Origin of the sequence: Caldimonas manganoxidans ATCC BAA-369 (assembly GCF_000381125.1) — a bacterium.
Lineage (GTDB): Bacteria > Pseudomonadota > Gammaproteobacteria > Burkholderiales > Burkholderiaceae_C > Caldimonas > Caldimonas manganoxidans.
In genome coordinates this window covers 1-14,778 of record NZ_KB905941.1, presented here as the reverse complement: position 1 = coordinate 14,778, position 14,778 = coordinate 1, and the positions used below count along the sequence as shown (strand labels likewise).

Here is a 14,778-nt window from a genome sequence, read left to right as displayed (position 1 = left end):
GCCTCCTACTCGAAACTCTCGATCACCCGGCGCTGCTCCTGCCAGTCGACCGGGATGGGATTGCGCAAGAACCAGATCAGGGCCAGCAGCCGTGGCTGGCGGCCCGCCATCAGCCGCTCGACGATGTCCGGGGCGAGCAGGGTCAAGCGCAGCAGTTCGTTGACCGTGGTGTGGTGCAACCCTTCGGCCCGCGCGATGGCAGAGCCGCTTTCGAACGCACCGGTGTCCAGCAGATGCTGCCAATGAAGCGCACGGCCAATCGCCTCGATGATCGTCGGGTCGTGAACGGCCTTGCCGGTGACCGCCAGTCGCCGGATGCCGCGCCGCCGGAACACCAGCGGCACAAAGGTTTCCAGCGCGCCGGTGTCCTCCGCGTTCATACCGTCTCCATCTCGACCAGCTCCGCGCCGATGCTGTCAGGCGCGAACTCGCCGATCAGCTCCTTCCACCCAAGCTCGCGCCACTTCACCTTGAGGCCGCCGGGCACGATGTCTACACGCTCGATCATCAGATTGGCGATGCGATGCCGCTCGGCCGGATAGAGTTGCTCCCAGACATCCCCCAGCCGCTGCATCGCCATCACGGCGACGTCCTCCTTGATCGGCGCGCCGTTTCTCCGGATGAACAGGCACACCGAGGCGATGGCCTCGGGGCTGCTTAGCACCGTCTTGATCTGCGCGACGGTGGCGGCCTCAACCTCGTCGGCCGGGATGCGTTCGTAGGTCTTGCCCGCCGCCCCGAAGCGCGCCTCCGACTTCGACACGTAGTAGCGGTACTTGCGGCCGTTCTTGCGCGAGTACGTGGGGTACATCCGTTCGCCCGAGGGCGCGTACAGCAGTCCGCGCAGCAGTGCGTCGTTGCGCGACCGGATCTTGGTGTCCACCGAGCGTGCGTGGCTGTCGCGGGCCAGCACGGCGTGGACCTGGTCCCACAGCTCGCGCTCGATGATCGGCTCATGCACGCCGGGGTACCACTGGCCCCGATTCGACAACTCCCCGAGGTAGATGCGGTTGCGCAGCACCTTGTGGATGTACTTCTTGTCGATACGCGTGCCGGTGCGCACGCGTCCCTCCTGCGTCGTCCACGCCTTGGTCGTGATGCCCTCGGCCGTAAGCCGTGCCGCAATCTGAGTAGGCGAGCCGATGGTCAGCATCTCCTCGAACATCCGCCGCACCACTGCCGCCTCGGCGGGGTTGACCACCAACTGTCGGTTGACCACGTCGTAGCCGATGGTGGGCACTCCGCCCATCCACAGGCCCTTCTTCTTGGCGGCGGCGATCTTGTCGCGGATGCGCTCGCCGGTGACCTCGCGCTCGAACTGAGCGAAGGACAGCAGGATGTTGAGCGTCAGCCGCCCCATCGAGGTGGTGGTGTTGAACTGCTGGGTGACCGAGACGAAAGACACCCCGTGGCGTTCGAACACTTCAACCATCTTGGAGAAGTCTGCCAAGCTGCGCGTCAGGCGGTCGATCTTGTAGACCACCACGATGTCGATCTGGCCGCGCTGGATATCGGCCATCAGGCGCTTCAAGGCCGGGCGCTCGGTGTTGCCGCCGGAATAGCCCGGGTCGTCGTAGTCGTCGGCGACGGAGATCCACCCCTCGCTCCTTTGGCTGGCGATGAAGGCATGGCCCGCTTCCTTCTGCGCGTCGATGGAATTGAACTCCTGGTCGAGCCGCTCGTCCGAAGACACCCGGCAGTAGACCGCGCAGCGCTTGCGCGGCTTCGGGGATGCGATCTCCGCCATCACGCACCTCCTTTCAGGCCGAAGAACAGCGGGCCGCTCCAATGCTGGCCGGTGATGTGCCGCGCCACGGCGGTCAGGCTCTTGAAGCGGCGGCCTTCGTATTCGAAGTGACCGTCGGCGTCGACCGTCACCCGATGCTCGCGCTCGCCCCATTCGCGCAGCAGCACAGTACCGGGCGCGAAGTCGAACTTGCGCGGGCGCGCGCGCAGTTTGATTTTGGAGTGCTTCGCGCCGATGGCCTCCAGGCGCTGGCGCGTTTCGGGGGCAAGTCCGCCGAAGGCTTCTTCTTGCAGCTTGTAGGCGATGCGGGACTCGACGTGCGTGCGGTTCGGAAACTCCGGGCGGCGTTCAAAGTACCGATCCCAGAGCGTCCAGAGCTCGGCCATCGGCAGGTGGCCCAGTTCGGCAATCCGTGCGGCGACGCTGGCGTGCTTGTCGTTCATGTCGTTCATCACAACGGCTCCTGTAGAGAGGGGGTTGTATGAACGCGCTGGTCGGGCAGACAGCCAAGGTCAACTTCTCGCTGCGTTGGCGCTGACGCGACACGAGTGCGGACGATGGCGGCCGCAAGGATGGAGGTGATCTCACCCGCGCGAGCGGCAGCGCTCATGTCCGCGGGAGAAGGCAGTTCGAGGTTCTTCATGACGGCTCCAAGGAATCGAAACCGTCAGGGATGATGAGTGCAGATGTCCGAAGCGGATCGCAACGCCGATTAATCGGACAGGTGTTGCGTGGCGTGGCCTTGCGGATGTCAGGCTTCTTCGCTCACGGCCTCGGCGGTCGCCTCGTCCGCCTCGCTGTCATCGATGATCACGACATCGAGCGACGTTAGCTTGAGCTGCCATGCCCGCGTTCCAGGCACGCGTTCGATGTAGTCGCGCCACGGCGAGTGCTTGCCGGTGAAGAGGTTGGCCGGTGACGTGCAGCCGATGCCGTCCATCAGCTGCTTCGTATTGACGTGAGGCGAGCCACTGAGGAATGCCTCCACCAGCCGCTGCAAGACGGTGATTCGTCCTTTGCCAGTGACCTGCCAGGGCGGCTTACCCGGGACATACAGCGTTGCCGAATGGCCGTCAGGCGAGCGTTTGAGGGCGACCGCCGTGCCTCCCATCGCCGCCTGCTGCTGGTAGCGGTAGGCGACCTTCAGCCGTTCGAGGTCGATGGCCGTCCTGCTGCTGCCATCGGCCAGTACGTCCTCGATCGGGATCACGACGTTGGTTCCTGCGAAAGGATATGGCGCAGAAGCCGTGGTGAGGACCACCCCTGCCACCCCCCGAGGGCGCAGGCGCAGCGCGGCGTCCACCTTGGCAAACTTGCGCGGGTGGGACAATCGGGATGCGAAGTAGATCGCGACGGCCTGGCCATCGATCGCCATCTCGCCAAGAAACACCGGGTCGTCCGCGTCGAACTGTTGGCCGCGAACGGCCTTGAGTGCAGATCCCAGCCCCGTGACCAGTTCCTCGCGCAGCCAGTCCAGCCGCACCTTCCAGCTTCGGGCGTGCCGGGCGGGCAAGACAACGTCGTTGCCAGTGAGCGGGTCACGGTAGCGAACCTGGTCGGCGTCGACGCAGCGCTCGAGCGTCAACGTCATCGGCGGACCATCGTCCAACGGGATGGTCATCTCGGTGATGCGGTCGCCTTCGATGAGGATGCCCTCGTCTTCGAGCCGTGTGATGTCGATGCCGAGCTTGGCCAGCGCGAAGCCATCCATCGGACTGGTCGCGTTCTCCAGGAGCCGGGCCACTTGCGCAAGGAGGGCCGGGTCGTCCCGGCCGGAGCCGGGATGCAGTGGCCGACGCACCCCAAGGGCTTCGAGCAGCTGAAAACCCACACGGCGCAGGCGCTCATCCTTCTCGCCCGAGAGGCTGCAACGCCCAGGGTCGGCCAGCACGATAGCCAACGGGGTGACATGGAGCTCGCCCTCGAACACCAATTCGGCGACCAAGGTCACGCCCAGCAGCATGCCCGGATGAGAAAACGGATGGTCGCCCCAGCACGCCGCGATCACTTCGTGCAGTTCCGCGCCGCTGTCGATATGCAGCGATACCGCATCCGTGGCGTGACCGAGCAGTGCCTTGGCTTCCGCCAGGTACAGCCGCTCGACCTTCGCGCCGTCCAGCCGAGGCTTCTCATCCTTGAGTGGTCGAGCAAAGCGGGAAAGATCGTAGCGTGAGCGGTCCAGCGGCCGGTTGGACAGCGGCGCCTTGAAGCCGTGCTTGGACAGCACATTGGCCAGTGGCGCGCGGGTGGTCAAGGTGGCGGCATAGACCTCGAGCATCTTGCGGTGCGGCGCGTAGATGAGGGTGGCGTCGCGCGCTGGGAAGTAGAAGAAGCTCTTGCGCTGGCGGTTGCGCATCTCCACCGCTGCCACCTGCTCGCCGGCAAAGCGCACGACCAGGTAGTGCGTGGTGTGGGGCGTTCCGCTGTGGTCTTCCTCCAGCGCGACGTGGATGACCTCGCAGGGTTCGGCCAGCCGCATGGCCGAGGTCAGCTGGGATTCCAAGGCCTTCTTGATGCCGTCGTTCCACAGGAAGGGCGGCGCCTCGCCGGGCACGTCGAAAGCGTCGTGCAGGCGTTTGTTGCCGCGCAGGTCGCGGGTGTTGACGATGGACTCGGCGGTATCGAACAGCTTGGCCGTGTCGTCCGAGTGGGTGCGCATCCAGACCGCACGCCCGACCTCGCCGCCGTCCTGTCCCCGAAAACACGCGATCAGGTCCTCGTCATAGAGCTGCTCGGCCACCGTTGAGAGCACAGCCGCGCTGCGCGGCGTGGACAGGCGCAGCACACGCAGTGCCTCGCGCTCGGCCGGTGCGCACTGCTCCTTGCGCAGGTGCTTGATGTGTTCGGCGAGCGCCTGTGGCAGTCCGGCTGCGTCCTGCGACCAGTCGAATCCTCGGGCCAGTGCCTGGCACTCCGGCAAGGTACTGAAGGACTTCAGCACATGGGCTGGCGCTTTGTCCATCAACTCCAGCAGGCAGTGCACGTTGGTCAGGGTCTTCTTGCCCACGCTCCCTCCCGAAAAACGCCTCAGGCCCTCACATGGCCATGATCCATGGGCGCATGACCGCCACGGTTTGCGTCAACCCCTGCGCCAGCAGGGTGTCCAGATATTCGTCCGCCGTCTTGGGCGGGTTCTTCAGTGATCGCCGGTGGCGGGCCGCGGCCTCCAGCACCCGGGCCGGCTGCAGATCCAATAGATCGACGATGAAATCATCCGGATGCTGAGCCGCCAGGTTGTAGGGCTTGAGCGCCTCGGCCGGGAAATGCTGCAGGTTGAAGGTCACGATCAGGCTGGCGCCGGCGTGGATGGCGGCCGCCACCACATGCCGGTCATCCGGATCGGGTAAATCGATCGAGGGAATCAGGTACTCGAAGCCGGTGACCAGGCAGTCGCGGACGTGGGCGTTCATCAGCCGGCGTGTCCGCTCGAGCTGGTCTTGGGTGAGATCGGGGCGCTTGGCCAGGACGTTGCGCGTCCACTCATCGTGAATCATGTCGCTCCAGCGCGCCCGGTACAGATCCGACAGCGCCAGGTGCATGAGCAGGTCGCGCAGCGGCGCCGGATAGAGCACACAGGCGTCGTAAATGACGGTGAAGTGCGAGCTCATCCGCCTCAATACCCCATGCCGAGATCCTGGGCCTGGGCCGCCAGTTCATCCAGGGCTTTGCGCCGCTCGGCATCGATCCGGTGCTTGTAGGCGATCACGTCCTGATAGCGCACGCGCCGGTGCGTGCCGATCTTGTGGAACGGGATCTCACCCTTTTCCAGCAGCTGCACGAGGAAGGGCCGCGAGACGTTGAGCAGGTCGGCCGCTTCTTGCGTTGTCAGCTCGGCGTGGATGGGAATGAGGGTGACCGCGTTGCCTTGGCCGATCTCGGTCAGCACGTCCAGCAGCAGGCGCAGTGCCGATGTCGGCAGCGTCACCGAACGCACCGCGCCCTTGTCGTCGTGAAAGTCGATTTGCTGGATCTGCGCACGCGTCTGCAGGACGGTGGACAGCACGCGCGAGGACTCCCGAGCCAGCGCGATGTCCTCGGCCGATGGCAGCGCCTTGGGAATGGCAGGGGTCGTCATGGGGCTCTCCCGGTCGGATCGGATGCGACAGCGGCATTATATACGAAACAAACGAAATCGCAATAATCGAAACACGGTGGAGAAATTCATAAACATCAATGACTTAAGTAGCGTTTCCGGCCCGCCACCGGTCGGGCCGCGCCTAGTGAACGCCTAAAAAGCGCTCGCCCAAGCCTAAAGCGCCAGGCCATTCAATGAGGGCTCCCAAACAAAAGGAGCCCCGCCATGCAGAAAGACCCTGCATCTGTTCGATCCACCCGGAATTTCTATCCGGCACCCCCCGAAGGCACGACACCGGTCGCGCTCAACGAGTTCGAACTCGCCGCCCGCTGGCGACTGTCCGTCCACACCCTGCGGCGCTGGCGGCAGGAGCAACTGGGCCCAGTCTTCTGCAAGGTCGGCGCCCGGGTCACCTACCTGATCGCAGACATCGAGGCCTATGAGCGGCGCGTGGCGCGCTACTCGACTTCGCTGCGGGCGTACCAGTGAGGAGCGCGGCCATGAACGACCTCACCCTCTACCCCGCCGACATCGCGGCGATGTCCATCGGCCAGCTCGCGGCCTTGCCGCCCGAGCAAAAGGCCGAGATCAGCCGCCACCTGGACGAAGCGCTGGCATGGCTCAAGCAGGCGCGCGCGAAGTTCGACGCTGCGCTGGATGCCGCCTACGGCGAGCAGGCCCGCGCCGAGCGCCTGGCGGCCGGCAAGGACTTCGGCGTCGTGCATCTGAACGACGGGCCGCTTCGCGTGACGGTCGATCTCCCCAAGCGCGTGGCCTGGGACCAGGCGCGCCTGTCGGAGATGGCCCGGCGCATCGCCGCTGCCGGCGAGCGCGTCGAGGACTACCTCGACGTCGAGTACTCGGTATCCGAGTCGCGCTTCAACGCCTGGCCCGCAGCGCTGCGCGCGCAGTTCGAGGCCGCGCGCACCGTCAAGCCCGGCAAGCCGGCGTTTCGGCTGGCGCTCGTCTCGGAGGAGTGATCCATGCGCACCGAACCGAAGGAAAAGGCTCGGAATTCAATTCCGACCCCTGTCGCCAAGCAACTGAAAGAGGTGGCGTGATGGCGCTTCCCATCATCAGCGCCGATCAGCGCCTTGCCGAGAAGCAGGGCGTCAAGCTCGTGCTGCTGGGCAAGAGCGGCATCGGCAAGACCAGCCAGCTCAAGACGCTGTCGGAAGGATCGACCCTGTTCGTCGACCTCGAGGCCGGGGATCTGGCCGTCAAGGACTGGCGTGGCGACTGCGTGCGGCCAGCCACCTGGCCGGAGTTTCGCGACCTGGTGGTGTTCCTCGCCGGCCCGAACCCCGCGCTGCCTGCCGACGCCCCGTACTCCGAGGCGCACTACCGGGCGGTGTGCGAGCGCTACGGCGATCCCCGGCAACTGGCCAAGTACGACACCTACTTCGTCGACTCGATCACCGTGCTCGCACGCCTGGCGCTCGTCTGGGCCAAGACCCAGCCGCAGGCCTACAGCGAGCGCACCGGCAAGCCCGACACCCGGGGCGCCTACGGCCTGCTCGGTTCGGAGCTCATCGGGGCGCTGACCCACCTGCAGCACGCGCGCGGCAAGCACGTCGTGTTCGTGGCCATCCTCGACGAGCGTCTGGATGAATTCAACCGCAAAGCCTTCGTGCCGCAGATCGAGGGCGCCAAGACCGCGGCGGAACTCCCCGGCATCGTCGATGAAGTCATCACCTTGGCCGAGATCAAGGCCGAGGACGGCAGCAGCTACCGCGCCTTCGTCTGCCACACCGTCAACCCGTACGGCTATCCCGCCAAGGACAGAAGCGGCCAGCTCGAACTGCTGGAGCCGCCGAACCTGGCCGCGCTCATCGCCAAGTGCGCCGCCGCCTCTCGAATCCCGCCATCCCCCACCGCCTTCAAGGAGTGATCCATGACCACCTGGACCGATTTCAACGACGCGCAGCAGCAGCAAAGCTACGACCTCATCCCCAAGGGCACGCTCGCCCATGTGCGCATGACCCTCAAGCCCGGGGGCTACGACGACCCGGCGCAGGGCTGGACGGGCGGCTGGGCCACGCAGAGCTTCGAGACCGGCTCGGTGTATCTGGCGGCCGAGTTCGTGGTGCTGGAGGGCGAGTACGCCCGCCGCAAGCTCTGGAGCAACATCGGCCTGCATTCCCCGAAGGGGCCGGCCTGGGGCCAGATGGGCCGCAGCTTCATCCGCGCCGTGCTCAACAGCGCCCGCCACGTCCATCCCCAGGACAACGGGCCGCAGGCGGTGGCTGCACGGCGCATCCAGGGCTTCCATGAGCTCGACGGTATCGAGTTCCTCGCCCGCATCGACATCGAGAAGGACGGCCGCGGGGAACTGAAGAACGTTGTCAAGAGCGCCGTCGAGCCCGACCACCCGGACTACACGCGGCACATGGGCGTAGCCCCCAAGGGCAATCCAGGCGGCGGTACCTCTGGCAGTCCGGCGCAGGCAGTGCCCGCCTACCAATCGGCGGGGCAACGCGCACCCGTGACGGGCAAACCGTCCTGGGCACAGTGAGGGAGGCCGTTATGAACGCATCCATGCTCACGGCCAGCCACTACGGCGTCGTGCGTTTTGGCGATCTCGACTGCGAGGCGGTCGTGCTAACCACCGGCGAGCGCGGCTATGTCCAGCGCCAACTGGCTCGCGCCTTGGGTCTGCGGGACAAAAGCCCGGGTACGCAAATCGGTTCCTTGATCCGTGAATTCGCCGCTAACTCATTGTCAGTATTCGAGAAAAAAGGGTACGCAAAGGTGCGCTTGCCGTCCGGCCAGATCGGCACGTTCTTCCCGGCTGGCATCCTGAGCGATGTCGCGCTCGGCATCATCGAAGCAGCGCTGCAGGGGCGTTTGCATGCCAAGCGGCAGCACATCGTCCCCAACTGCCGAAAGATTCTCTCGGCGCTGGCCACCACCGGCGAAGTCGCTCTCATCGACGAGGCCACGGGCTACCAGCACCACCGTGCGCCGCACGCGCTGCAGGAGCTGATCTCCAAGTTGCTGCGCCAGTCCTGCGCATCGTGGGAGCGCCGCTTCCACCCGGACTACTACCGCGCCATCTATCGGTTGTTCGGCTGGAAGTACCAGGGCCACGACCAGAACCCACCGCACGTCGTTGGCCAGATCACGCTGCGCTGGGTCTATGGGCCGGTGCTGCCAAAGGAGCTGCTGGATGAGATCCGCAATCGCAAGGGCATCTCGCAGAAGCACCACCAGTGGCTGTCCGATCAGGGACTCGCGCATTTGGAATCGCAGATTCACGCGGTTACGGCGATTGCGCGCAGCTCGATGAGCTATCCCGACTTCAAGCGCCGCTGCGAGGCCGCCTTTGCTGGCGCTGCCCTGCAGTTGGGCCTGCTGCTCGATGAGCTCGAGGAGGGGGTGTGAAATGCTGGGTCTGCAAACGACAGGCGCGTGGCTACGGCCACGCGGACCTTCGCCATCCGGTGGGCGACGCCCGGCGCTATCCGATCGACTGGGTGTTTTGCTCGCGGCGCTGCCAGGGTGCGTTTCACGCGCTCTACGGCCATTGGCTGCGGGTGCAGGAAGGCCGCATCGACAAGCGGGAGGTCGCGATGATCGATCCGTCTGACGTCGAACGGGCCGCGATGCGAAAGTGCCTCAAGGCCTTCGGCGCGGCCGCCGAGGCCATCGGCTTCGACAAGCCCCTCGGCGCGTATTCCGAGGCCGAGGCGCTCGAGGTCATCGACGCCATCGTCACCGGCTACACCGAGGCGATGGTTGCGCACCACGAGGCGAGCAAGTACCCGCCGGTGCGCGGGCTCAAAGACCCCGTGTCCGATCCCTTCGCGGATCTGGAAGACGACCTGCCGTGGGAGGAGCCGGAGTCGACCTCCAAAGCGCCACGGAAGGAGGCGCGGCGATGATGGACTTCAACGCCTGCAAGAGCTTCTCGGGCCAGATCACGGCGCTGATCGACGCCGGGCTGCAGCAAGCCCGCTCGGCGCAGCCGCGCCGCACCTACCTGGGCGCTTCGCGCCTGGGGGCGGCTTGCGAGCGGCAACTTCAGTACGAGTTCGCGGACGCGCCGGTCGATCCGGGCCGCGAGACCGACGGCCGCCTGCTGCGCATCTTCGAGCGCGGCCATGTGATGGAGGACTGCATGGCCGCCTGGCTGCGCGCCGCGGGCTTCGATCTGCGCACGCGCGACGACGCGGGCAAGCCCTTTGGCTTCTCGGCGCTGGACGGGCGGCTGCAGGGGCATGTCGACGGAATCCTCGTTGCCGGACCGGATCTGGGCCCAGGTTTTGGCTATCCCGCGCTGTGGGAGAACAAAGCCTTGAGCGCCAAGTCCTGGCGGGAGCTCGAAAAGCACCGCCTGGCCGCGGCCAAGCCCATCTACGCCGCGCAGGTGGCCGTCTACCAGGCCTACCTTGGCCTGCACGAGCACCCGGCGCTGTTCACCGCGGTCAACGCCGACACGATGGAGCTCTACGCCGAGCGGGTCCCGTTCGACGCTGGGCTTGCGCAGCGCATGTCGGATCGCGCCGTCAAAGTGATCTCGGCCACCGACGCCGGCGAACTGCTGCAGCGCGGCTTCGCCGATCCCACCCACGTCGAATGCCGGATGTGCCCCTGGCAGGACCGGTGTTGGAGGGCTGCATGAGCCAGGTCGCGCCATTCACGGGTGGCGTCGAACCGATGATCGACGCCAAGCAAGCGGCCGCATCGCTGCGGCTGCCGTACTACTGGTTTGCCGATCCGGCGATGCGCAACCGCTACCGCATCCCGCACTACCTGCTGGGCGGTCTCGTTCGCTACCGGCTGTCTGAACTGTCGGCTTGGGCGGCCTGCAGCACGGCTGCGCACAAGCGGGATGCGCTACAAAAGGACGAAGTCGAGGGGAGCGAATGATCGACTTCAACGACCCTACTGCCGTGCTGCAGCGCAACCGCGATGCCGAGCGCGATCAGATCCGTGCGGCCTTGTTGGCCGGCCTCGAACCGCTGCTGTTCACCCTGTTGCCCGCCGGTCGGACCCGCCGCGGCAAGTTCCTCATCGGCGACGTGCTGGGCAGCCCCGGCGACAGCCTGGAAGTGGTGCTCGCAGGCGAGAAGGCGGGCCTGTGGACCGACCGCGCCACCGGCGAGGGCGGAGACGTCTTCGACCTCATCGCCGCCCACCACGGCCTCGATGCCGAGCGCGACTTTGCCCGCATCCTCGATCTGGCCGAAGACCTCGTCGGCCGCGTCCCCACCGCAGCGGCGCGCAAGCGCCGCAAGAAGGAAATCCCGACCGACGATCTGGGCCCCGCCACCGCCAAGTGGGACTACCTCGATGCCGACGGGCGGCTCATTGCCGTCGTCTACCGCTACGACCCACCCGGGCGCAAGAAGGAGTTCCGTCCCTGGGACGCGCGCCGCCGCAGGATGGCCCCGCCCGAGCCGCGCCCGCTCTACAACCAGCCAGGCATCAAGAATGCCACTGAGGTCGTGCTCGTCGAAGGCGAGAAGTGTGCCCAAGCCTTGATCGACGCCGGCATCACTGCCACCACGGCGATGAACGGTGCCAACGCCCCGGTCGAGAAAACCGACTGGTCACCGCTCAAAGACAAGGCCGTGCTGATCTGGCCCGACCGCGACAAGCCGGGCTGGGACTATGCGATGGCCGCCGCGCAGGCCGCACTCGCCGCCGGCGCCGCCACCTGCGACGTGCTGCTGCCGCCCGACGACAAGCCCCTAGGGTGGGATGTGGCCGACGCCGCGGCCGAAGGCTTCGACGTCGCCGCCTTCATCGCCGCGGGCCCACGGATGAGCATCAAGCCCGCCAGCGGACAGTCCACACAAGAGCCCTCCGTCTGGGCCACCGACGACGCCCTGGCGCTCACCTTCACCGCCCGTTACGCCGAGGACTGGCGCTACTGCTCAGCCTGGGGCAAGTGGCTGGTGTGGGACGGCCGGCGCTGGCAGGTGGACGAGACGCTGCTGGTGCACCACCTCATCCGCGCGATCTGCCGCGAGGCCGCGCTCAAGGCCGACTCGCATCGGCTCGCGGCCAAGCTCGCCGCGAGCAGCACGGTGGGCGGCGTGGAGCGGCTGGCGCGCACCGACCGGCGGCATGCCTCCACGGCCGACGAGTGGGATGCCGATCCCTGGCTGCTCAACACCCCGGGCGGCGTGGTCGATCTGCGCACTGGGCGGCTGCGCCCGCACGCGCGCGCCGATCGGATGACCAAGCTCGCCACCGCCACGCCACGCGGCGACTGTCCGCGTTGGCGGGCCTTCTTGGCCGACGTGACCGGCGGCGACGCCGAACTCCAAGCGTATCTGCAACGCATGGTCGGCTACTGCCTCACCGGCTCGACGGCGGCGCATGCGCTGTTCTTCCTCTACGGCACCGGCGCCAACGGCAAGAGCGTGTTCGTCAACACCCTGGCCACGATCCTGGGCGACTACGCGGCCACCGCCTCGATGGAGACGTTCGTCGAGACACGCCATGAGCGCCATCCCACGGACCTCGCGGGCCTGCGCGGGGCGCGCTTCGTCTCCGCCATCGAGACCGAGCAGGGGAGGCGCTGGGCCGAATCCAAGGTCAAGGCCATCACCGGCGGAGACCGCATCGCCGCGCGCTTCATGCACAAAGACTTCTTCACCTACACGCCCCAGTTCAAGCCCGTCATCGTCGGCAACCACAAACCTGCGATCCGCAACATCGACGAGGCGATGAAGCGGCGGCTGCACCTGATCCCGTTCACGGTGACGATTCCGCCCGACAAGCGCGATGGCCGGCTCACCGAAAAGCTCCAGGCCGAGCGCGACGGCATCATGGCCTGGGCGGTCGAGGGGTGTCTGACCTGGCAGCGCGAAGGGTTACAGCCCCCGGCCAGCGTGATGTCGGCCACCGCCGAGTATTTCGAGGAGGAGGACGCGATCGGCGACTTCCTTGACGAGGAGGCGCAGCGCCACCCGCAGGCCCGCGTGGCCGTGGCCGACGTGTTCCAGCGCTGGCAAGAGTGGGCCGGCCGCAGGGGCGAGTACGTCGGCACGAGCCGCTGGCTCGCACAGCAACTGGCCAACCGCGGCTTCGAACGCACGCGGCTGCACGGGGGCACCAAGGGGCTGGCGGGACTGTCCCTCAAGCCGAAGGACTACGGCGCACGGCTCCCATACCGCGACGACTAAAGCCCCAAGGGTGACCGAAGGTGACTGGCTTGCCGGTAATTCCTCTACACGTGCGCGCGCGCAGGTGAGAGCCAATTAACGGCACGTCGGCCACCTTCGGTCACCGGACACCGATGAAAGGATGAACCGATGATCTCCACGATCCTGGCCCTGGACCTGGGCACCACCACCGGCTGGGCGCTGCGCGACGGCTCCGGCCACATCACCAGCGGCGCCGTCTGCTTCCGCCCACAGCGCTTCGAAGGCGGCGGCATGCGCTTCCTGCGCTTCCGCCGCTGGATTGCTGAAATTCAGCAATCGGTTTCTGAAATTCAGTTTTTGTACTTCGAGGAGGTGCGCCGCCACGTTTCGACCGACGCCGCGCACGCCTACGGCGGGTTCCTCGCCACGCTCACGGCCTGGTGCGAGCACCACGGCATCCCCTACCAGGGCGTGCCAGTGGGCACGATCAAGAAGCACGCCACAGGCCGTGGCAATGCCCGCAAAGACGCGATGCTGGCCGCCGCCCGCGCCCGCGGTCATACCCCCGCCGACGACAACGAGGCCGATGCGCTGGCCTTGCTGCATTGGGCCATCGACCGCCACGACGCGGTGCAGGAGGTCTGAGATGCACATCCCAACCCCTCGCTACCGTGGCCCGCTGGCACGCCTGCAGCCCGAGCCGATGGACGTGGAAGCCGTCAAGCGCCAGGGCTGGCGCGAGCTGCGCGTGCTCGTCGTCGGGCTGGACGATGAACGGCTCGACTGGGCAGAGCGCGAGCTGATCCGCCGCATCGGCGAGCGGCTGTACGGATCACGCAATGAAACCCGGGAGGCGCGCCATGGCTGAGTGGACCATCGAGCAGGTGGCCGAGCGCTTCCGGGAGGCGGCCATCACCGCGCACCGCCTGCCACCCGTTCGGGTGCAGGGCTACTTCAACACCTGGCCGGCGATTCGGCGCATGCCCTGGGAGACGCTTGGGGCGGAGGCCCCGATCCGGCGCTTCCCGCCCGCGCCAGAGGCCATCGAGCGCATGCTCGAGGCCATGCGTTGGGTGCAGTGGCTGCAGGAGGAGGAGCGTCACCTCGTGTGGATGCGCGCCGAGCGCCACCGCTGGCGCGACGTCTGCGCGCGCTTTGGCTGCGACCGCACCACGGCCTGGCGGCGGTGGCAGCGGGCGCTGGGGGTGGTGGTCGATCGGCTGAATGCCACGGGCGATAGGTGAGAAGTCCAAAGCATTTCACAACGCCGATGAATGCGTGCCGCATCGGCTCGTGGTTTTGGGTTAGATGCAAAATGGTGCGCGCCGCCAAGTGCAACAAAGCAGGTCGATCAGGGGTAGTATTCCCGCTAACTTCTGGACAGCGGCGACGGTCGAGGAAGCCGCCCGGCCATCCACGGGTCCTTCCTGGGCACTGAGCCATGCGGGGGGCGCGAGCGCGGCGCTTCGATAGCGTCAGGGTGCAAACCGAGGTTTGCAGGGTTTGCGGTTTGCAGCCCTCCAGCCCGAGACCTTCTCCCCGACACCCCCAGCCCGCCCACGGTCCGCCGTCGGCGGGCTTCTTCGTTTCCGAGGCACCGATTCTGGACACGCTCGCCGTCACGTACCGCAAGGTCGAGACGCTGATCCCCTACGCCCGCAATCCGCGCACGCACAGCGACGAGCAGATCGCGCGCATCGCCGCCAGCATCGCCGAGTTCGGCTGGACCAACCCGATCCTGGTCGATGGCGAGCACGGTGTGATCGCCGGTCACGGCCGGCTGCTGGCCGCACGCAAGCTGGGGCTCGCCGAGGTGCCGGTGATCGAGCTTGCGCACCTGACGCCTGCGCAGAAGC

At 66.8% G+C, this 14,778-nt stretch carries 20 protein-coding genes; 13 read left to right on the top strand and 7 right to left on the bottom strand.

Annotation, left to right across the window (positions count from 1 at the left end; translation table 11 throughout):
* Positions 1-5 precede the first annotated feature (5 nt).
* The 7 genes from F615_RS0108795 to F615_RS0108765 form a co-directional block, all read right to left on the bottom strand.
* Positions 6-380 (bottom strand): hypothetical protein, encoded by a 375-nt coding sequence (locus tag F615_RS0108795; protein WP_019560813.1) that lies wholly within the window; start codon positions 378-380, stop codon positions 6-8.
* Complete coding sequence (locus F615_RS0108790) at positions 377-1,747, bottom strand: recombinase family protein (RefSeq protein ID WP_019560812.1); 1,371 nt, start codon at positions 1,745-1,747, stop codon at positions 377-379. The genes F615_RS0108795 and F615_RS0108790 overlap by 4 nt, the downstream gene beginning before the upstream one ends.
* Positions 1,747-2,190 carry a DUF2924 domain-containing protein gene (locus F615_RS0108785; protein ID WP_026330167.1) on the bottom strand — a complete coding sequence of 148 codons (444 nt, stop codon included), beginning with the start codon at positions 2,188-2,190 and terminating at the stop codon, positions 1,747-1,749. Before F615_RS0108785 ends, F615_RS0108790 begins: the two co-directional genes overlap by 1 nt.
* Before the next feature lie 8 nt (positions 2,191-2,198).
* Positions 2,199-2,390, bottom strand: coding sequence for a hypothetical protein (locus F615_RS20410; RefSeq protein WP_019560810.1), 192 nt, complete (start codon positions 2,388-2,390; stop codon positions 2,199-2,201).
* A gap of 108 nt (positions 2,391-2,498) precedes the next feature.
* The gene (locus F615_RS0108775; RefSeq protein ID WP_019560809.1) at positions 2,499-4,754 is read right to left on the bottom strand and encodes a hypothetical protein; all 2,256 of its coding nucleotides are present in this window, start codon (positions 4,752-4,754) and stop codon (positions 2,499-2,501) included.
* 28 nt (positions 4,755-4,782) lie between these two features.
* Positions 4,783-5,355, bottom strand: a complete 573-nt coding sequence (locus F615_RS0108770; RefSeq protein WP_019560808.1) for a PIN domain-containing protein — start codon at positions 5,353-5,355, stop codon at positions 4,783-4,785.
* A gap of 5 nt (positions 5,356-5,360) precedes the next feature.
* Complete coding sequence (locus tag F615_RS0108765; protein WP_019560807.1) at positions 5,361-5,822, bottom strand: helix-turn-helix domain-containing protein; 462 nt, start codon at positions 5,820-5,822, stop codon at positions 5,361-5,363.
* A 225-nt stretch (positions 5,823-6,047) separates the two neighbouring features.
* Between F615_RS0108765 and F615_RS0108760 the strand changes: the two genes are divergently transcribed.
* The 13 genes from F615_RS0108760 to F615_RS18055 all read left to right on the top strand — a co-directional run.
* A complete protein-coding gene (locus F615_RS0108760; protein WP_019560806.1) occupies positions 6,048-6,311 on the top strand; it encodes a MerR family transcriptional regulator in 264 nt (87 codons plus the stop codon).
* Positions 6,312-6,322: 11 nt separating this feature from the next.
* Entirely contained in the window at positions 6,323-6,802 is a 480-nt protein-coding gene (locus F615_RS0108755) for a hypothetical protein (RefSeq protein ID WP_019560805.1), read from the top strand.
* An 80-nt stretch (positions 6,803-6,882) separates the two neighbouring features.
* Positions 6,883-7,713 (top strand): ATP-binding protein, encoded by an 831-nt coding sequence (locus F615_RS0108750; protein WP_019560804.1) that lies wholly within the window; start codon positions 6,883-6,885, stop codon positions 7,711-7,713.
* Positions 7,714-7,716: 3 nt separating this feature from the next.
* Complete coding sequence (locus F615_RS0108745) at positions 7,717-8,337, top strand: hypothetical protein (protein WP_019560803.1); 621 nt, start codon at positions 7,717-7,719, stop codon at positions 8,335-8,337.
* Between the two features lie 11 nt (positions 8,338-8,348).
* Positions 8,349-9,206 carry a P63C domain-containing protein gene (locus F615_RS0108740; RefSeq protein ID WP_026330166.1) on the top strand — a complete coding sequence of 286 codons (858 nt, stop codon included), beginning with the start codon at positions 8,349-8,351 and terminating at the stop codon, positions 9,204-9,206.
* Positions 9,203-9,706, top strand: a complete 504-nt coding sequence (locus F615_RS0108735) for a DUF6511 domain-containing protein (RefSeq protein ID WP_019560801.1) — start codon at positions 9,203-9,205, stop codon at positions 9,704-9,706. The genes F615_RS0108740 and F615_RS0108735 overlap by 4 nt, the downstream gene beginning before the upstream one ends.
* The gene (locus F615_RS0108730) at positions 9,703-10,446 is read left to right on the top strand and encodes a hypothetical protein (RefSeq protein ID WP_019560800.1); all 744 of its coding nucleotides are present in this window, start codon (positions 9,703-9,705) and stop codon (positions 10,444-10,446) included. The genes F615_RS0108735 and F615_RS0108730 overlap by 4 nt, the downstream gene beginning before the upstream one ends.
* Complete coding sequence (locus F615_RS0108725; protein ID WP_019560799.1) at positions 10,443-10,694, top strand: hypothetical protein; 252 nt, start codon at positions 10,443-10,445, stop codon at positions 10,692-10,694. Before F615_RS0108730 ends, F615_RS0108725 begins: the two co-directional genes overlap by 4 nt.
* Complete coding sequence (locus F615_RS0108720; protein ID WP_019560798.1) at positions 10,691-12,961, top strand: phage/plasmid primase, P4 family; 2,271 nt, start codon at positions 10,691-10,693, stop codon at positions 12,959-12,961. Before F615_RS0108725 ends, F615_RS0108720 begins: the two co-directional genes overlap by 4 nt.
* Before the next feature lie 129 nt (positions 12,962-13,090).
* The gene (locus F615_RS0108715) at positions 13,091-13,567 is read left to right on the top strand and encodes a crossover junction endodeoxyribonuclease RuvC (RefSeq protein ID WP_019560797.1); all 477 of its coding nucleotides are present in this window, start codon (positions 13,091-13,093) and stop codon (positions 13,565-13,567) included.
* A gap of 1 nt (position 13,568) precedes the next feature.
* Positions 13,569-13,790: a hypothetical protein gene (locus tag F615_RS0108710; protein WP_019560796.1), complete on the top strand. Its 222-nt coding sequence runs from the start codon at positions 13,569-13,571 to the stop codon at positions 13,788-13,790.
* Complete coding sequence (locus F615_RS0108705; protein WP_019560795.1) at positions 13,783-14,166, top strand: DUF6362 family protein; 384 nt, start codon at positions 13,783-13,785, stop codon at positions 14,164-14,166. Before F615_RS0108710 ends, F615_RS0108705 begins: the two co-directional genes overlap by 8 nt.
* Positions 14,167-14,525: 359 nt before the next feature.
* A partial coding sequence (locus F615_RS18055; RefSeq protein WP_169452423.1) for a ParB/Srx family N-terminal domain-containing protein occupies positions 14,526-14,778 on the top strand: 253 nt, incomplete at its 3' end.